Here is a 17718-nt window from a genome sequence, read left to right on the forward strand (position 1 = left end):
AGATGCCAGAGGAGAACGAAATAATTACCGTACAGAACGTTTTAAATTTAACAATTATTTGTCCTCTTAACATTGCTTTATACATTTAGGTTTTGCCTCGCCCACCTACTTGTCTCTAAATATAGCAATCCTAAATGATTTATGAGAGTTCAACAAGGCTCAAATGCTTATTTTATAAGCATTTTTATCTACGGATTTTCTCACTATGGGGGTAGGATTGCTATATGTAATATAAAGTTTTGTAACAATATTGGAAATTTCTACTTTCAAAGATGAATCTCTTTCAGAGGCAGATTTGAGTGGTACTCCAATTAAGGGAGTTAACTTTTCTGTTGAAATACTAAAAAGTACAAAATTGGTAAATTTATGAAATTCAAAAAAACTATTTCTGGTTTATGCGTTGGTTTAGTGTTAATTTTTTCCTTTCCTAAGCCTGTAAAAGCTGAATTTCCCATAGAGGTGTTTCTTCAGATACTTGGGGTTATTGCTGCGACAGCTACGGTTTGGATTGCTATGGAAAGTGCTACACTTGCAGAACGTCATTCTACTACGGAGTCTCTTCTAAAACACTTAGAATTAGAAAAAAATGCTGAGTTCCCTATAAACGGTAAATGTGTAAGCCCTGACATAAAAAACGGAACAGTAAAAAAAGCCTGGCTTGTTTCTACTGATGACAAAAAAATCTCAGATATTATAGTTAAGGCTGAACTCTGTAAAGCAGGTGGTCAATCCAAAAATGGTAAATACGTCATTGGTGCTTTTATCAGTGAGTATCATGCTAAAAACTTTGCTAAAATAGTTAAATATAGAACAGAAAATGGAGTTAATGTATACGTTAGTGAGAAAGCCATAGAGTATTAATATGGCGTAAATATAACGAAGCTCTTACCATAAGCAAAATAGCCTGAAACTCTTTTAAAAGAAGGCTTTGTAGCAATCTTTGGCTGATCCTAATAAAGAGTATTTAGATATTCTTTGGTCTTATGGTGAGGCTGTGTCCATCATCAACATTTATAACTATCCAGTTTTCAGTAGGTGGTAGGATACTGGTGTCATACCCTACCACAGCTAGGCTGACAAACGCTAGTAATGTTACGTGATGGTTGATCATTATTATGTGCAGTATCCGTTGATAAGAATTAATAGACACTTTCACCTTGTTTGACTGTCTTAATAGATGCTAGGTTTAAATAGGTTATCTCTGTAATGATTATTGGTAAGAGTTCAGCTTGTTGTGGAACTGTGGCTGACTCCAGGACTACTTTCAGACAACCCTGTTTAATCGAGACTTTGGGAATGTCTGGGAAGTTTAAGGATTGGTTAAGGAAATGAGCGATCGCATCTGTATCACCCTGCTTTGCAAGTTCTATAATATTGGGATATGTCATTTTCTGTAGTGGTGAGAAGTTTTCTGATAACCTTCTTTAAGTATTCCCATCCAACAGCTGATAATACTAGTAATGAAAGAAATGACTAGAACGATTTCTCTAACTAAATTTCTCGCTTAAATTCAATCCTACTCATCCCCCTAGAAGAGAACGCACCCATTGCCGAAAAGCTCGCCGCGCTGTACTAGCACCCTCTATCTCGCTCAACTTCAAAAATTGCAAAATACCCTCAACTACAGGTAAATCTCCAAAAGTGGGGCTATTTTCTACCTGCACATACTCACCTTCACGTAACAGAAAAATCTGCAATTGACTATCCGCATAAGACCAAAGTTCAGGAACACCCAACGCCACATAAGCTGAAAGTTGAGTCTTTGAGGTTACGTCTATTTCAATTGCTAAATCTGGAGGCGGATCAACTGATAAATTCAGCCGATTTTTACCGATCATTTGTGCTGCATTTTGAATATAAAAACAATCATCTGGTTCTAAACCTGCGGCCATTTCTTGACGCTTAAATGTGGTTGAACCATAAGGTTCCCAGTCTATTTCTAATTCATCAAGCAAAATTTTCACAAATTCGCCAATTATTATCTTAGCTTTTTCATGTTCTGGCAACGGCATCCTAATTTCTAACACTCCCTGATAGTAAGCAACTCGCGCACCGCGATGTTCTCCTAATTCTTCTAAAATTGCTTCAAATTCTTCCCAATTAATCTCGCGTAATATTAAACATTGTCCTGGTTGAACATCAATTTGGCGCAGTTGTAGTGTAACCACCGTTGTTCCTCCGTATCGTTTGCTGTTTAGGTTTGAGTTTCACTCTCTGAAACCCTGAAGTCTGCACTGGTAGATAAAACCCAATCTATAATTAATATTTTGACGTTGAATCGATTCGTGAACAATAAGAATTTGAGCTACTGATATAAAAAAAAGTAATACATAACATACGTAACTATCAATCATTAGCGATCGCTCACGTCACCATCACCAAAATGAATCTGGGGATCGCTTGCTGTATTCTTCACGATTTGTTACAAAAGTATAAAGAACTTCTAGAGATCCAAAACTTCATGTTCGGCGGACTTACTGGTTTAAAAGATTCTCAAAGCACAGATTGGGGAGAGCGAATGCTCAATACAGTCGCCAGCCAAACGATTCGCCACTTGTTTACCCAAAGCAAGTCAGTAGAAGTCTTTGTGCGCTGCTATCCCTCCAGCAAACTGTTGCAAGGCAGCATTGATAGCTTTAAGATGAGCGGTACTGGCTTGGTGATTCGTAAAGATTTTTTGGTCGAGGAAATGTCCTTTGAAACCGATGCGGTTGCTATTGACTTCGGTGCAGTTCTGAGTGGTAAGCTCAATCTCAAACAAACCACCCAAGCGATCGCGCACGTAGTATTATCAGAAGCGGGGATTAACCAAGCCTTTAATGCTCAACTGGTAACACAGCATCTAGTGAACCTGACAGCACCTTCCTTAACAGCAATATCCGGCGGTCAACCAGTTTCCTTTACCGATATTCAAGTAGAACTGTTAACGGATAATTGTCTCCGGATTTTAGCTAAAGCAGATTTAAATAATGGTGAAATTGTCCCACTCCAGATGGTGATGACTGTAGCTGTGGAAAGAAGACGGCGGATTTCTTTCCAAAACCCCCAAATTGAACTGGAATCAGTACCCGAAGCACAACGGGAAGTTTCCCAAAGTTTAAGTATGGCTCTGGCGGAAATTTTAGATAATATGGTTGATTTGGATCGCTTTGACCTTGATGGTGTGAAAATGCGATTGAATCGTTTAGAAACTGAAGGGAAAAGGTTAATTTTTAGTGGATATGCGGAAATAGAACGTATTCCCCGTAACGCTTAAACCAGTTATCAGTGAGCAAGGTGGATTGTGGAAGATTTAGTTAACAGTCAACAGTTATGTGTCTTAATTGATAACTGGATATAGTGGAGGACTTAAAACCAATTATTTCTTTTGATTGATAACTGTCAACTGTTAACTGATAACTGTTATCTTCCTACGCCTACATATTGGAAACCAGCGTTGATCATGGTTTCAGGATCTAAGAAGTTACGACCATCAATCATCACGGGATGGTTCATTAGTTTTGCCATTTTAGCGTACTCTAGACTGCTAAACTGCTGCCATTCGGTGACTAATACTAAAGCGTCGCAACCATCAGCTAGCCTTTCCGCATCGGTTTCCACTAACACGCCAGTTAAACCATGACGTAAACCTGTTTGGGAAACAATGGGGTCGTAGGCTTTGACTTTAGCTCCTAGTCGGTTAAGCTGCTCAATGAGGTTGAGTGCTGGCGCATCGCGCATATCATCGGTATCTGGTTTGAAGGTTAAACCCAGAAGTCCCACTGTTTTACCTTTGAGAATTTTGAGAACTTGTTGCAGTTTTTCTAAAGCAATTAAGCGTTGGCGCTCGTTGACACTAACAGCAGCTTTCATAATTTGGGCTTCATAGCCATAGTCTTCGGCTGTGTGAATCAGTGCGGAGACATCTTTGGGGAAGCAGGAACCACCCCAACCAATACCAGCGTTTAAAAATTTGTTACCTATGCGGGAATCTAAACCAATACCTTTTGCTACTTGGGTAACGTCCGCACCGACGCGATCGCAAATATTCGCTACTTCGTTAATAAAGCTAATTTTGGTGGCTAAAAAGGCGTTAGCAGCGTATTTGATCATCTCTGCGGAACTCAGGTCTGTAGATAATACAGGTACTGGGGGTAAAAATTTATCAGCAGCATATTGACGTTCGACAATAGGTGTATAGAGTTCTTTCATTAAGGCGATCGCCTTTTGACTATTACCACCTAAAACGATGCGATCTGGGTTAAAGGTATCATACACCGCTGAACCTTCACGCAAAAACTCAGGATTACTGACTACATCGAATTGAGGTAAATTTTCCGGTAATTTTGGTTCAATGGGGACACGACCTGCTGGAACAAGGGTTTTTTGACGTTCCGCAATCCCATCCAAAACAATCATTCTTACCCAGTCACCAGAACCAATGGGGACCGTAGATTTATTCACAATTACCTTATAACCACCGTTGAGATTTTCGCCAATCCCACGGGCGACAGCTTCCACATAGCGGGTATCACTTTCGCCAGTAGGTAAAGGTGGTGTTCCCACAGCAATAAACAGCACTTCCCCGTGGGCAACTCCGGCGGCAATATCTGTAGTAAAATGAATTTTCTCGGCTTTAATAGCAGCCTGCATAATCTCTGAAAGTCCCGGCTCAAAAATGGGGGACTGCCCAGATTTCATTAATTTGACTTTTTCTTCATTATTATCGACGCAAATCACATCATGGCCGATGTGAGCCAAGCAAGCACCTGTAACCAAACCAACGTAGCCAGTACCAATGACGCAAACACGCATTTAGTTTAAATCCTCATTCTTTAAAGGTTAGCTTTTACAAAAATAGTTGTCATATTTGACACTTATGTTTCACTGGTAAGACCAGTCAAAAGAAGCAGGGGAGCAGGGAGCAGAGAGCAAGGGAGAAGACCCAAACGGAGCTTGTACCCCTTCCCCTATACTTCTTCAGTAACTATGGCACAGGCTACTAGATCAACCTGGACAAATATTCCCAGCAGTGTTTATGAATACCGCTAAATCTCAATTCTAAGTATGAGCTTTTATGACTTCGCCTTTCGTGTGGGTTTGGCGATCGCGGAAATCTGCTACTGTGAGTTTTAAACCTTCTTGTAGGGGAATCGTCGGTTCCCAATTTAATAAAGTTTTAGCTTTAGTAATATCAGGTTGACGACGACGGGGATCATCAGAAGGAAGTGGCTCAAACTTAATTTTCGCGTCCGGGTTGACCATATTTTGCACAGCTTCAGCCAATTCCAAAATGGTGTATTCTCCTGGATTCCCTAAATTCACAGGGCCAACATAGTCACCATTCATCAGGCGGATAAACCCTTCCACTAAGTCAGAAACATAACAAAAACTCCGAGTTTGGGAGCCATCACCGTACACAGTTAAAGGATTACCTTGTAAGGCTTGGACGATGAAATTACTCACCACCCGACCATCATTTTCCAACATTCTCGGCCCGTAGGTATTGAAAATTCGCGCTACGCGAATCTCAACTTTATTTTGTCTGTAGTAATCAAAGGCCAAAGTTTCGGCAATGCGTTTGCCTTCGTCGTAACATGAACGGATACCGATGGGATTAACGCTACCTCGATACTCTTCAGTTTGGGGATGAACTTCCGGATCACCGTAAACTTCGCTAGTGGAGGCTAAAAAGAACCTAGCCTTCACCCGTTTAGCTAACCCCAACATATTCAGTGTCCCCATAACGTTAGTTTTCACGGTTTTCACGGGGTTGTACTGATAATGTACTGGGGATGCAGGACAGGCTAAATGATAGATTTGATCTACTTCTAAGCGAATTGGTTCTGTGATATCGTGGCGGATGAGTTCAAAATTGGGATTATTAATCCATTTGAGGATATTGTTTTTATGACCTGTGTAAAAGTTATCTAAGCAAATAACTTCATGTCCTGCGGGGATTAATCTATCAATCAGATGGGAACCAATAAACCCAGCACCGCCTGTCACCAAAATTCTCATAGTTTCCCACTAACTTTATAAATAATTCTAGTTGCTGTCTAACTTTAAGTTAGAGTACCAAGTTTTGAGCCAAAAATATGTCTTGATCAATTGTAAGACAAGTTACATAACACGGTATCTTATATCCTCTCAGTATTGTTTAGTTTGGCTGATAATTCATCAAATCTTTAACCTAGTGATTTCACTCAATGTCTGTCAGGGGGAAAACAGCTAATTGTTGATTAAACAACCAGTGTCGGGGAGGAAATATCTGGGATAAAAATTTTCTTTTGACTGTCTTGAGGTTCTCCCAGCATGACAATAGAGCAGGTAAGTTGTCCCGCTAACTGGGTGGTCATATCGCTTATAGCTAACCCACCAACGTGGGAACGATTCCGGATAAAAGGTAATACTACTAAATCATATAATCTGGCAGCCTGTAAAATTGCTTGGACAGCATTTTCATGGGCGATAATTTGAATTTCAGGGGGATTGGCTAGGGCTAATGGAGAGATTAATTGGGTGAGGTGCGTTCGCTTGGCGGCGATTTGGGGGGAACTGCTACGGCTATGACTGCGCCAACGCCGAGGTTCACTGTTGCACACATGAAGTACAGTCACTTGGGCTTGATTAGCCTCAGCCAGCATCTGAGCCAATTCTAAAGGTTGCAATGGTGATGCTGTTAAATTTTCTATGGGTACTAAGATCCGTTGGATTTTTTTAGGTGAGTCCACCAGGCGCGTCACTGCTACAGGACAATGAGCCGACCAAATGACGTTATCAATCACATTACCAAACAACCGCGCTCTGAAACCAGTGCGTTTACCCCAACCCATAAGAATTAAACTGGCTTGCTGTTCCCGAGCTGCTCTACTAATACCTAATGCAAATGCATCATCAATTCGCAGTAATGGTTCTGCTTCTACTCCTAATAATCGACTTTGGGCTGTGGCTTTTGCTAATAAACGTTGACTACGGCGTAGAGAAGCGTCTAACTGTGGTGCATCCATTTGGGCAGCAGCTGTGGCGATCGCCAATGGTACAATTTTACCATGAGATTGATCTGCTAATAATGCCGCCATTTCCATCAAATACTGCTGAGTTTGAGGATTATACAAAGGTACAACTATTGTCGGCGGATTCTCCTGAGTTTCTATACTCTCATCACAGACAGCAGCAGGTGATTCTGGAATTGCTAAGGCTACCAAAGCCCCCACCGTCTGATTACTCATCCATAGTCCTAACAGTGTCGTCACCAGCATTAACACCACCACACTGTTTAAAACAGCCTCTGGGAGCAAACCCGCCTGATATCCCACAAAAGTTGCTGCTAAGGTTGTACCCATTTGAGGTATTGATAGGGACCACATAGTTAGCATTTCTTCCCTGTTGTAGCGATACAGCACCTTTGTACAGAAAGCCGCAAGGAATTTGCTCATAATTAAACCAACTACAATCGCAATGGTTAATTCCAGAGTAGTGGTACTGCTAATCGCCGCCGGGAGGTCAATCATTAACCCAAAATTCACTAAGAAAATGGGAATAAATATCACACTACCAACAAATATCACCTTGTCTTTCAGTGGTCCTTCACCCACAGCTGTATTCACCGCCAAACCTGCTAAAAATCCGCCGACAATTGTGTCTACCCCAATAAATTGAGCGCCTACTACCCCCAGAAATACGGTAGATAAGACAAATAACAATTTATTCCCTTGATCATCTCCACATCGCCGGAAAAATTCTTTACCAGCCCAATCAAATCCCGCTAACATGATGATGGTGTAAACACCCAACCACATTAATATGGGTAGTAATTTATCTAGCCTAAATACCTCAGTGTCCTTGGTAGCTAGACAGACAGCTAAGACTAGCACAGCAGCAAGATTAGTAAAAACTGTCGCTCCCATTGTGACAGTCACGGCTTCATTCTTATTGATTACCCCCAGACGACAGAGAATAGGATATGCCACCAAGGTATGAGAAGCTAACAAAGAGCCAGTTAACAGCGCCCCATTCCAGCCTAAATCAAACATCTCTCCGATGAGGGTTCCCACGAGCAGGGGGAAAATAAAGGTGAGAATCCCAAATCCCAAGGAGCGTTGTTTTCGACGGCGGAAATGCTTGATTTCTACTTCTAAACCTGCTACAAACATCAAGTACAATAAGCCAATATCTGATAGCAAGCTGGGAATCGGTGATTCTGTGTGAAAGAAGTTCCAGCCTGATGGACCGAGTACCACCCCAGACAAGACTAAGCCGATTAATCCGGGTAGTCTCAGCCTCTCAAATAGAATGGGTATGACTAAGATCACCACTACCAATACAGCAAAGGCTACTATTGGTTCCTCTCTGAGAACTTGAGAAGTTGGTTCTAGGGCAAGAACTTGTGATATTAATTCCATAGGTTGGAGTTTAAAGGGCGAGAGGAGGGAGTAGGGAGTAGGCGGTTGCGATAAAAGCCACCTTGATAAAAATTAATAAAATTAAATTGATGTAATTAGATTTAGATGCCTATGGATGGATTTGACTTAAAATAAACCGTAGGCGATCGTAGTCATCTTTTAATAAAACGCTGAGAGTACGTCCAGCTTTAATTAACCATTGTCGGTCAGTTTTGCGTAATTGGTAAACATGGCGGATAGCTGCTGCTGTTAATGCTTCTACTGGCGCACCAGTTATAGTCAGCAACGTCCGTAAAAAATCAAGTTCTTCAGTGAATTTGACAATGGCTTCTGGTTCACATAAATAAACAGCTTGGTGAATTTGCGGTGGACGGGGTGGTAAATACTGATATATTCCTTGGTTCATCCCCAAACGCTGGGAGGAATTTTTAAACCCTACAATCACAGCCCGAAATTCAGTTTTCAACATGGCAAAAATTTGGGGTTGTTCTTCCCGTAAATCTTGTAGTGACAAACCCAGCGCTACAGCCCGATGTACTGAATCGATGGGCATGGTTGTAGCGTTATACAGTACGGCATAAATTTCATTGCCAGATTCTTCATCCACTGCACGTACCCAACTACCAAAAGGAGGCATGGGAGGAAAACTCAGGTCTTCTGGTTCCAAACATTGTGCTAAAAATTCGGTAGAAGTAGTTTCGATGACTTCGGCAATGTGACTGGGATGGCGATCGCCTGTGGCAAACTGTGGTAAAGGTAGACGCATCTTGGTTATTTTTCCTTGGTCATTAGATTTGTAGTAATTAGTCACCAGTTTTTTTACTGACTGAATGACTAATACTTCCTGCTTCAGGGCGGGGTGGAAATACTAATGACTATTCATCTATTTACCTTTACGTCCGGCTGTCAGTTCTACTGCTTCTAATTCTGAGAGGCGAAAGGTAATTAATTTATCCCAGTTTCCACCTTCAAAGAGTACAGCTACCTTGCCATCACTAATCCTTTGTACAAGTCCTTCGTAGCGATAATAAGTGTCTGCGGGATTTTTGACGCGAACTGTTGATCCAGGCAGAATCATGATGTTTACCCTCGCTGGTTTACTGTTTATAGCTTAATACTTATTATTAGTCTACAGTTAAGAGTCTCTAGTTCCTAGTGTTCTGGTTATTTGCTGAAGGGAGTAGGGAGTGTGGGGAGTGTGGGAGGTGTGGGAGCATGAGTAGGAAATATTGGATAAATTAGGAATACATTGCAAAAATAGAAGAATACTTCATAAATTTTAATAATGACCGGAACTACAGAGCAGCTGCCTTTAGCAACCTTAGAAAAATTGGTTTGGACTTGGCGGGACTATAAAATTCAATATACTGTCATGGGTAAAGGTCGCCCTTTGGTACTGGTGCATGGCTTTGGTGCTTCTATTGGACACTGGCGAAAAAATATCCCGGTTTTAGCCAACGCAGGCTATCGGGTTTTTGCTGTGGATCTTTTGGGCTTTGGTGGTTCGGATAAAGCACCAATTAATTACACTGTAGATGTGTGGGTAGAACTACTAAAGGATTTTTGGACAGAACACATCCAAGAACCTGCGGTATTTGTGGGTAATTCCATTGGCGCACTTATAAGCTTGATGGTGCTGGCTGAACATCCAGAAATTACGGCTGGTGGTGTTTTAATTAACTCGGCTGGTGGTTTGAGCCATCGTCCCCATGAGTTAAACCCACCTTTACGGCTAGTTATGGGAGCATTTAACAGATTTGTGCGATCGCCCATCACAGGTAAATTTGTGTATAACCGCATTCGCCAAAAATCTCAAATTCGTCGCACTCTATACCAAGTTTACCGTAACCGTGAAGCCGTCACAGATGAATTAATCGATATTCTTTATACTCCATCTTGTGACCCCGGAGCGCAGCAAGTTTTCGCTTCCATCCTCACAGCCCCTCCCGGACCAACTCCAGAGGAACTATTGCCCAAAATCACACGTCCTTTATTAGTAGTTTGGGGTGCTGATGATCCTTGGACACCAATTACCGGGGCGAAGATTTATGAACAGGCTTGTGAGAATGGCCAAGACATCAAGATTGTTCCCATTCCTAACGCTGGTCACTGTCCCCACGATGAAGTTCCAGATATTGTTAACGCCCAGATTATCGCTTGGTTGGCGCAAAAGCAATAGTTAAGCCTCCAGATGCCCCCTCTGGGCATCTAGCCTGTAGATAGATGCAACAACTATTTCCTTACGCATACAATGCATATTTGTGTCGGCTGAGTCATCATACTGGGTGAATATTTTTTAATTCCAGCTTGACAAAATCAAACTCAGATGGTGTGTGTAATGGAGCTTGATGTAGATAATCGAGAGGTAATTTGCCTCAGTCATTATCCTGATTTTTCCCAGTTAGGCTATAAAGTTATTAAACAACTAGGACGGAATCAGGTAGAGGGACGCATTACTTATCTGGCTCAGGTTTGTAACTCTCATCAACAGGTAGTCATTAAAGAGTTCAACTTTGCCAGTACGAGTGCTGATTTGTCAGGTTTGAAGACTTATGAACGTGAAATTCAAATCTTGCGACAACTTAATCATCCTCGCATCCCCCGCTACATAGGATCTTTTGCAACAGCAAATAATTTTTATTTAGTACAGGAGTATAAAAATGCTCCATCACTAGGTTTCCGCCGCAATTTTAACCAGGAAGAAATTCAAAAAATAGCGATATCAATTTTAGAGATTTTAGTTTATCTGCAACAACGAAAAGACCCCATTATTCATCGGGATATTAAGCCAGAAAACATCCTAGTTGATGAAGAACTCAATGCTTACTTAATTGATTTTGATCTGGCTAGATTAGAGAAAGCAAAAATGGTTCTGACTAGCTTCGCTTCTGGAACCCCAGGTTTTATGCCACCAGAGGAACAACTTGGTTATCCTCTTACCAAGGCTTCAGACCTGTATAGTTTAGGGGTGACACTGATTTGTTTACTGAGTAATACTCGTTCTATTGATATTTGTCAATTAATAGATCACAAGTATCGCTTTAGTTTCGACACAATTTTTCCCCAACTCAATCCACGTTTTAAATTGTGGTTAATGAAGTTGGTAGAATTTAAGTGTAGACACCGCTATGCTAATGCTTTTCTGGCTTTAAAAGCACTTGAGGAAATTTCTTTCACTTGTAACCATAGTAACATAGATACTTTAATTGCGGCAATCAAACTGAGAAAAAAAACAGATGTAATTTGCCTAGTCATGATGGGGATCATCGCAGCAACAATTACAACTTTGATAATTTCCGCCCCAGGACAGCAGATGGAATTTATGAAGTTGGGAGTAGGGAGTAGGGAACGAAACAGCCCTGGGGGTGCAGGGGGGAAAGATTGTTACTTCTCAATACCCAACTTGCACTGAGCGTAGTCGAAGTGTCCCCATTACCCAATGGCTAGTTCTAGCAAACCAGGGGGGGGAGTAATTTCAATGCGACGGGATTCTATATCTACCACGGGGGCGATCGCCTTAACAAAGGGTATTAAAAGACGCTTCTGGGATTTGGGCAGTGATGCTGCTTCCGGGACAGGTTCATCTGGCTGATGAAGTTGGACTTCTAATAAAAAATTACCAGCCGGAATTACATCTACCACCTTACCGACAAGTTCCCCAGACTCCTGCATGAATACCAACATTCCGATCAAATCGGTAACATGATATTCATCTTCGCCTAATTGGGGGCGATCGCTTGCGGGAACCATCAACTTATAATCACGCAAAGCCTCAGCATCATTGCGATTTTCCACCCCAGCCAAAGAAATTATACAAAGATTTTTCCCTTCCACATAACGTCCCGACAACAACTCCACAGGTTGGGGTTCCTGATCCCCAGGATGCCATAACCAACGAGTACCCGGAACCTCAAACCGTTCTGGAAAATCCGACTCCGGATAAACCCGTAACTCCCCAGCCAAACCTTGAGGAGCGACAATTTTCCCAATTTCCAACCATTCATCGGCATTGGGGACTGGGGACTGGGGACTGGGGACTGGGGACTGGGGACTACTACCATCTTGCTTCCCTTTCTTATCCATCTCCTTCTTCGCGCCCTTTGCGCCTTGGCGGTTCGTTTTCATAATCTTAACTACCACAACACATCCAAATTGAAACCCCCACGAATTACGAATTACTTACGCGCTGACAGCAGCACGCTGATAAACCCGTTCAGCCACCTGTGCCAAACGCTGCATTCCCGTCACAATTTCCGCATCACTACCAGTCAGACTAATGCGTAAACACTCATGCTTGTGCAACCATTCTTCCCGCAAACCAGGGAAAAACCCACTTCCAGGAACAACAATCACACCCACTTGCTTTAATTCCTGGTAAAATTCCCAATCAGTCATCGGTAAATCCTGTAGCCATAACCAAGCAAAAATCGCTCCTTCACCGCGATGGAGGAACCAAGGTAAATCCTTGGGCATTGCCGTATCTAGAGTATCTTCAAGTACAGTAAACTTTTTCTGATAAAAAGGACGAATCACTTCCTCAGCGATTTGGCCTAAAGCCCCAGAATTAATTGCAATAGCGGCAATCGCTTGACCATAGCGTGAGGGATGAATACACAAATTTGTCTGAAAGCACTCCAAGGCTTGGATTATGCCTTCATCACCAATGGCAACACCAATGCGTTCTCCAGGTAATCCCACCTTTGATAAACTCATGCAGTGCAAAATATTCTCACCGAACACGGGAGTCATTTCCGTAAAATTCAAAGCTGGGAAAGGAGGCGCATAAGCCGAATCAATTAATACAGGCACATTGAAAGGTGCAGCCAAAGCCGCAATTTTTTTCACTTCGTCATCAGAAAGCACATTACCAGTGGGGTTACAGGGACGAGAGAACAGGACGCAACCGGTGTTTTCTGAAATTGATAGTTGGCTGAAATCTGGACGATATTTAAACCTGTGAGCGGCTGCATCAATATCTAAAGTTGGTTTATAGGCGATTAAGGCTTCTTGCTCTAAACAAACACCGCCATAGCCTGTATAGTCGGGGCTAAGAGGTAAAACAATTTGCTTGAGTTGTCCTTGATTTGTGTAACCGCCGAAGGCATTGGCAGCGTAGAAGTAGAGGCTTTGACTACCGGGTGTAATTAAGATATTGCGATCGCTCAAGTTTAAACCATAGCGTTTGTTGAAGTCATTGGCGATCGCCTCAATCAACGGAGGATAACCCTGACTAGAACCATAACGACAAACCACCTCACCATACTCAGAACCAGCCAACAATTCCGCCGTACAGTCCCGCCACAACTGTTCCACCTCCGGCAAAATCAACGGGTTCCCAGCGCTCAAATTCATAAATTCTTGCCCCGCCCCAGCTTTTAACGTTTCTACAATGTCCTTCATAATCGCTCTTACACCAGTCAGGTTAGACATTTGAGCGCCAATTTTAGTGAGGGCAGGGTTCATAAGCTTTGTAACAATAAAGATTAGGTTGAATTGACAAAATGATGAGTTTATGTATGGCGGAGCGATATCATCGTCCAGGTTTGCCGCCTGTAACTAATGTACCAATATCATTGGAAAAAGCAATTCTATAGTTAATTGATATAAACTCATATCAGCCCATTGATCCGACATTTATACAGGAAGGCTAATTGTGGAAGTTAAAGCAGCAGTCGCTTACGGCGCGGGTAAGCCGTTAACTATAGAAACCGTAGAATTATCCCCCCCACGGGAGAGGGAAGTTTTAATTGAAATTAAAGCCTCTGGAGTTTGCCATACCGATGCTTACACTCTTTCCGGTAACGACCCCGAAGGTTTATTTCCCACAATTTTAGGACACGAAGGAGCGGGGGTAGTAGTAGAAGTTGGTGCAGGTGTCACAAGTCTCAAACCAGGGGATCATGTTATTCCTCTGTACACTCCAGAATGCCGACAGTGTGAATATTGCTTAAGCATGAAAACCAACCTTTGTCAAGCTATTCGCGTCACTCAAGGGCGAGGTGTCATGCCCGATGGCACGAGTCGCTTTAGCATTGGTGGAGAAATGCTACATCACTACATGGGGACATCCACTTTTGCTAATTACACCGTGTTACCAGAAATTGCCGTTGCCAAAATCCGCCCAGATGCCCCCTTTGATAAAGTTTGTTATATCGGCTGTGGTGTAACTACTGGTATCGGTGCAGTTATTAATACAGCCAAAGTGGAGCCAGGCGCAAACGTCGTGGTTTTTGGCTTAGGCGGTATTGGTTTGAATGTCATCCAAGGGGCGCGGATGGTGGGAGCGAATATGATTGTCGGGGTAGATATTAATCCCAGCAAACGCGCTTTAGCCGAAAAATTTGGGATGACACACTTTGTCAATCCCCAAGAAGTTGAGGGTGATTTAGTTCCTTATTTAGTGGACTTAACCAAAGGCGGTGCTGATTATAGTTTTGAATGTATTGGTAATGTGAATGTGATGCGTCAAGCCTTAGAATGCTGTCATAAAGGTTGGGGCGTGAGTGTCGTGATTGGTGTCGCTGGTGCAGGACAGGAAATCAGGACTCGTCCGTTTCAATTAGTAACTGGACGCGTTTGGAAAGGTTCAGCATTTGGTGGCGCGAGAGGGCGTACCGATGTACCGAAAATTGTAGATTGGTATATGGATGGGAAAATCAATATTGATGATTTAATTACTCATGTCATGCCCATTGAGGAAATTAATACAGCTTTTGATTTAATGCACAAAGGCGAATCCATCCGCAGCGTCGTGACGTTTTAATTGTCTGGTTCAAGTTCGATAAAATTGGGGAATATTCACCTTGTAGAGATGCGATCTATCGCATCTTTTCACAAATGCAGACACCACAAACTGGAGAAACAGCAGCTAACCTTTATGAAACGGACTTTTACGCTTGGACTCAACAACAATCTCAACTGCTGCGGGGACAGGAATGGAAACACCTTGATTTGCCCAATTTAATTGAGGAAATCGAAGCTTTGGGCAGAAAAGAACGTCAAGAACTACGAAATCGCCTCAGCATTTTAATTGCACATTTACTCAAATGGGAATTTCAAGCAGCAAAACGTAGTCGTAGTTGGTTAAATACAATTCGCATCCAGCGACTAGATACGTGGGAATTGCTAGAAGAAAACCCTAGTCTCCAAGCATACCTGCAAGAAATTCTTCCTAAAGCCTACATGAAAACGATCGCCTTAGCAATTGGAGAAACAAACTTACCAACGAAAACATTTCCCTCAGATTGTCCTTATACCTTAGAACAAATTCTGAGCGATCGCTATTATCCAGGTGAAGCTACAAATATAGAGTATTAATTTTACTCAACACTCAGCTAGGAAGCACTCACAAATGCAGACACCACAAACCGGAGAAACAGCAGCCAACCTTTATGAAACGGACTTTTACGCATGGACTCAACAACAATCTCAACTGCTGCGGGGAAATGAGTGGAATCACCTTGATTTGCCCAATTTAATTGAGGAAATCGAAGCCTTGGGCAGAAAAGAACGTCAAGAACTACGAAATCGCCTCAGTATTTTGATCGCACATTTACTTAAGTGGGAATTTCAACCAGGGAAACGTAGTCGTAGTTGGTTAGCAACTATGCGAGTGCAACGGCGAGATATTCTCCAGTTACTCAGGGAAAATCCGAGTTTGAAACCTTATTTAGAAGAGGCACTTCCAGAAGCATATCAAAATGCTAGAGATTTAGCATCAGGTGAAACCAATTTACCATTATCGACTTTTCCCCAGCAATGTTTGTATGCTTTTACAGAAGTGATGAGCGATCGCTATTATCCAGGTGAAGCTACAAATGATGATTTGATGGAATAATAGTCTAAAACTCTATCAATCATGACCAATATTCATCTGATATCAGCATATAAAAGCTTTGGCGGCCAAGTGGGCTTTTACTCTCATACTTCCTCAACCTGTAACTGTGAAATGCGCTTCGCTGTTTATCAACCACCCCAAGCCACACAGCAACCAGTACCCGTCCTCTATTTCCTTTCTGGCTTAACTTGTACAGAAGAGAATTTTATCGTCAAAGCAGGGGCGCAACGCTACGCAGCTGAATATGGCTTAATGTTAGTCGCACCAGATACCAGCCCCAGAAATACAGGTATTGCAGGTGAAAATCAAGATTGGGATTTTGGTACAGGTGCAGGTTTTTATGTTGACGCTACAGAGGAACCTTGGCATCAGTATTACCAAATGTATAGTTATATTGTTGAGGAATTACCAGCGATAATTGCGGCTAACTTCCGGATAAAATCTGATAAACAAGGTATTTTTGGTCATTCAATGGGGGGACATGGGGCGTTAGTTTGTGCCATCCGAAACCCACAAATATATCAATCAGTCTCAGCTTTCGCACCCATATCTGCACCAATGGGCTGTCCTTGGGGTCAAAAAGCCTTCAGTGGTTATTTAGGTAATAATCAAGAAAAGTGGCTTAATTATGATGCCAGTAAATTAATTCAGCAACTAGGATATCACAGTCCCATTCTCATTGATCAAGGTACGGCTGACCAATTTTTAACTACACAATTATTCCCAGAAGCCTTTAAGCAAGCGTGTAAATCCGTAAATCAGCCTTTAAATTTACGTTACCAATCAGGCTACGACCACAGCTATTATTTTATCGCTAGTTTTATAGCAGATCATATCCGCCATCATGCCAACACCTTGTGTTACTGAAACTGGGGATTGGGGACTGGGGACTGGGGACTGGGGATTGGGGACTGGGGACTGGGTACTGGGTACTAGAAACTAAAAATCTTTCTCCCCACACTCTCCACACTCCACTTCCTATACCAACCATGAAAAATACCCCGTTCATATCATGGGTGAACGAGGTATGGATAGGAGTAAATCAACAAGGACTTATGATTCAACTTGTCCCCTTTGCGAGAAGAAGGGATTCTGAGACTACTACAGAAAATCTAGTAGTAATCTTCAATTCATAGAGCATAGTTAACAAGTCAATGCTCTTGAAGTGTAGTAAACCTTGGACTATTAAGCCCACAAGTCTTTTACAACCAATACTTTAACAAAGATAATTTCATAAATCTTGCCAATTTGGCGTTTTTTTATCCTAGACTCAGCCAGGTATCAAATTCTCAATTTTTCTTGCTGGTTATCGGCACAAAACTGAATAACATAACGTCAACTGGCCTATAAACTCGCTGTGTAATATGAGTATAGGTGCGTACTACAAGAAACAGACTCTACTGATGTAATTCCGTCTAGTCAGGCGGAAAAATAGAAATATAATTTAGCTCCCCGTGGGGTGAAAGTACCAAAAGCATTAATTTATACCAGTTTTAT

General features: G+C 42.1%; 17 protein-coding genes. 8 read left to right on the forward strand and 9 right to left on the reverse strand.

Annotation, left to right across the window (positions count from 1 at the left end):
• The first annotated feature begins 366 nt into the window (after positions 1–366).
• Positions 367–861, forward strand: coding sequence for a hypothetical protein (locus tag ACM0OP_RS17280; RefSeq protein ID WP_414529658.1), 495 nt, complete (start codon positions 367–369; stop codon positions 859–861).
• A gap of 278 nt (positions 862–1139) precedes the next feature.
• Here the strand turns inward: ACM0OP_RS17280 and ACM0OP_RS17285 are convergent, their stop codons facing one another.
• Together ACM0OP_RS17285 and ACM0OP_RS17290 are read right to left on the reverse strand one after the other, a co-directional pair.
• Positions 1140–1388 carry a hypothetical protein gene (locus tag ACM0OP_RS17285; RefSeq protein ID WP_414529659.1) on the reverse strand — a complete coding sequence of 83 codons (249 nt, stop codon included), beginning with the start codon at positions 1386–1388 and terminating at the stop codon, positions 1140–1142.
• A gap of 132 nt (positions 1389–1520) precedes the next feature.
• Positions 1521–2168 (reverse strand): Uma2 family endonuclease, encoded by a 648-nt coding sequence (locus ACM0OP_RS17290; RefSeq protein ID WP_414529660.1) that lies wholly within the window; start codon positions 2166–2168, stop codon positions 1521–1523.
• 293 nt (positions 2169–2461) lie between these two features.
• On the opposite strand from ACM0OP_RS17290, the gene ACM0OP_RS17295 reads away from it, so the two are divergent.
• Positions 2462–3256: an LmeA family phospholipid-binding protein gene (locus ACM0OP_RS17295; protein WP_414529675.1), complete on the forward strand. Its 795-nt coding sequence runs from the start codon at positions 2462–2464 to the stop codon at positions 3254–3256.
• Between the two features lie 146 nt (positions 3257–3402).
• Here ACM0OP_RS17295 and ACM0OP_RS17300 read toward each other — a convergent pair whose 3' ends face one another.
• The 5 genes from ACM0OP_RS17300 to ACM0OP_RS17320 all read right to left on the reverse strand — a co-directional run bounded on the left by ACM0OP_RS17300 (position 3403) and on the right by ACM0OP_RS17320 (position 9462).
• On the reverse strand, positions 3403–4794 hold the full coding sequence (locus ACM0OP_RS17300; protein ID WP_414529661.1) for a UDP-glucose dehydrogenase family protein: 1392 nt from the start codon (positions 4792–4794) through the stop codon (positions 3403–3405).
• Between the two features lie 246 nt (positions 4795–5040).
• Positions 5041–6000 (reverse strand): UDP-glucuronic acid decarboxylase family protein, encoded by a 960-nt coding sequence (locus ACM0OP_RS17305; RefSeq protein ID WP_414529662.1) that lies wholly within the window; start codon positions 5998–6000, stop codon positions 5041–5043.
• Between the two features lie 221 nt (positions 6001–6221).
• On the reverse strand, positions 6222–8384 hold the full coding sequence (locus ACM0OP_RS17310; RefSeq protein WP_414529663.1) for a cation:proton antiporter domain-containing protein: 2163 nt from the start codon (positions 8382–8384) through the stop codon (positions 6222–6224).
• Positions 8385–8493: 109 nt separating this feature from the next.
• Entirely contained in the window at positions 8494–9150 is a 657-nt protein-coding gene (locus ACM0OP_RS17315) for an HAS-barrel domain-containing protein (RefSeq protein ID WP_414529676.1), read from the reverse strand.
• Between the two features lie 117 nt (positions 9151–9267).
• Positions 9268–9462 carry an NAD(P)H dehydrogenase subunit NdhS gene (locus ACM0OP_RS17320; protein ID WP_239727489.1) on the reverse strand — a complete coding sequence of 65 codons (195 nt, stop codon included), beginning with the start codon at positions 9460–9462 and terminating at the stop codon, positions 9268–9270.
• A gap of 207 nt (positions 9463–9669) precedes the next feature.
• On the opposite strand from ACM0OP_RS17320, the gene ACM0OP_RS17325 reads away from it, so the two are divergent.
• Together ACM0OP_RS17325 and ACM0OP_RS17330 are read left to right on the forward strand one after the other, a co-directional pair.
• Positions 9670–10563 carry an alpha/beta fold hydrolase gene (locus tag ACM0OP_RS17325; RefSeq protein WP_414529664.1) on the forward strand — a complete coding sequence of 298 codons (894 nt, stop codon included), beginning with the start codon at positions 9670–9672 and terminating at the stop codon, positions 10561–10563.
• A gap of 159 nt (positions 10564–10722) precedes the next feature.
• Entirely contained in the window at positions 10723–11796 is a 1074-nt protein-coding gene (locus tag ACM0OP_RS17330) for a serine/threonine protein kinase (protein ID WP_414529665.1), read from the forward strand.
• A gap of 20 nt (positions 11797–11816) precedes the next feature.
• Here the strand turns inward: ACM0OP_RS17330 and rimM are convergent, their stop codons facing one another.
• Positions 11817–12509 (reverse strand): ribosome maturation factor RimM, encoded by a 693-nt coding sequence (gene rimM / locus ACM0OP_RS17335; RefSeq protein ID WP_414529666.1) that lies wholly within the window; start codon positions 12507–12509, stop codon positions 11817–11819.
• Between the two features lie 54 nt (positions 12510–12563).
• Complete coding sequence (locus tag ACM0OP_RS17340; RefSeq protein WP_414529667.1) at positions 12564–13847, reverse strand: valine--pyruvate transaminase; 1284 nt, start codon at positions 13845–13847, stop codon at positions 12564–12566.
• Between the two features lie 190 nt (positions 13848–14037).
• Here ACM0OP_RS17340 and ACM0OP_RS17345 point away from each other — a divergent pair, with 190 nt between their 5' ends.
• The 4 genes from ACM0OP_RS17345 to fghA all read left to right on the forward strand — a co-directional run bounded on the left by ACM0OP_RS17345 (position 14038) and on the right by fghA (position 17088).
• Positions 14038–15147, forward strand: a complete 1110-nt coding sequence (locus ACM0OP_RS17345) for an S-(hydroxymethyl)glutathione dehydrogenase/class III alcohol dehydrogenase (RefSeq protein ID WP_414529668.1) — start codon at positions 14038–14040, stop codon at positions 15145–15147.
• Positions 15148–15221: 74 nt separating this feature from the next.
• On the forward strand, positions 15222–15701 hold the full coding sequence (locus ACM0OP_RS17350; RefSeq protein ID WP_414529669.1) for a DUF29 domain-containing protein: 480 nt from the start codon (positions 15222–15224) through the stop codon (positions 15699–15701).
• Between the two features lie 34 nt (positions 15702–15735).
• Complete coding sequence (locus ACM0OP_RS17355) at positions 15736–16221, forward strand: DUF29 domain-containing protein (RefSeq protein WP_414529670.1); 486 nt, start codon at positions 15736–15738, stop codon at positions 16219–16221.
• Between the two features lie 21 nt (positions 16222–16242).
• Positions 16243–17088, forward strand: a complete 846-nt coding sequence (gene fghA, locus ACM0OP_RS17360; protein ID WP_414529671.1) for an S-formylglutathione hydrolase — start codon at positions 16243–16245, stop codon at positions 17086–17088.
• Positions 17089–17718 lie beyond the last annotated feature (630 nt).

It is taken from the genome of Nodularia chucula CCY0103, assembly GCF_963923915.1.
Taxonomy (GTDB): Bacteria; Cyanobacteriota; Cyanobacteriia; order Cyanobacteriales; family Nostocaceae; genus Nodularia; species Nodularia chucula.

What these genes read in the sequence shown, in the direction of transcription:
- ACM0OP_RS17280 (WP_414529658.1), top strand. Translation starts at nt 367, where the DNA reads ATGAAATTCAAAAAAACTATTTCTGGTTTATGCGTTGGTTTAGTGTTA.
- ACM0OP_RS17285 (WP_414529659.1), bottom strand. Translation starts at nt 1,388, where the DNA reads ATGACATATCCCAATATTATAGAACTTGCAAAGCAGGGTGATACAGAT.
- ACM0OP_RS17295 (WP_414529675.1), top strand. Translation starts at nt 2,462, where the DNA reads ATGTTCGGCGGACTTACTGGTTTAAAAGATTCTCAAAGCACAGATTGG.
- ACM0OP_RS17300 (WP_414529661.1), bottom strand. Translation starts at nt 4,794, where the DNA reads ATGCGTGTTTGCGTCATTGGTACTGGCTACGTTGGTTTGGTTACAGGT.
- ACM0OP_RS17305 (WP_414529662.1), bottom strand. Translation starts at nt 6,000, where the DNA reads ATGAGAATTTTGGTGACAGGCGGTGCTGGGTTTATTGGTTCCCATCTG.
- ACM0OP_RS17310 (WP_414529663.1), bottom strand. Translation starts at nt 8,384, where the DNA reads ATGGAATTAATATCACAAGTTCTTGCCCTAGAACCAACTTCTCAAGTT.
- ACM0OP_RS17315 (WP_414529676.1), bottom strand. Translation starts at nt 9,150, where the DNA reads ATGCGTCTACCTTTACCACAGTTTGCCACAGGCGATCGCCATCCCAGT.
- ACM0OP_RS17320 (WP_239727489.1), bottom strand. Translation starts at nt 9,462, where the DNA reads ATGATTCTGCCTGGATCAACAGTTCGCGTCAAAAATCCCGCAGACACT.
- ACM0OP_RS17325 (WP_414529664.1), top strand. Translation starts at nt 9,670, where the DNA reads ATGACCGGAACTACAGAGCAGCTGCCTTTAGCAACCTTAGAAAAATTG.
- ACM0OP_RS17330 (WP_414529665.1), top strand. Translation starts at nt 10,723, where the DNA reads ATGGAGCTTGATGTAGATAATCGAGAGGTAATTTGCCTCAGTCATTAT.
- rimM (WP_414529666.1), bottom strand. Translation starts at nt 12,509, where the DNA reads ATGAAAACGAACCGCCAAGGCGCAAAGGGCGCGAAGAAGGAGATGGAT.
- ACM0OP_RS17340 (WP_414529667.1), bottom strand. Translation starts at nt 13,847, where the DNA reads ATGAACCCTGCCCTCACTAAAATTGGCGCTCAAATGTCTAACCTGACT.
- ACM0OP_RS17350 (WP_414529669.1), top strand. Translation starts at nt 15,222, where the DNA reads ATGCAGACACCACAAACTGGAGAAACAGCAGCTAACCTTTATGAAACG.
- ACM0OP_RS17355 (WP_414529670.1), top strand. Translation starts at nt 15,736, where the DNA reads ATGCAGACACCACAAACCGGAGAAACAGCAGCCAACCTTTATGAAACG.
- fghA (WP_414529671.1), top strand. Translation starts at nt 16,243, where the DNA reads ATGACCAATATTCATCTGATATCAGCATATAAAAGCTTTGGCGGCCAA.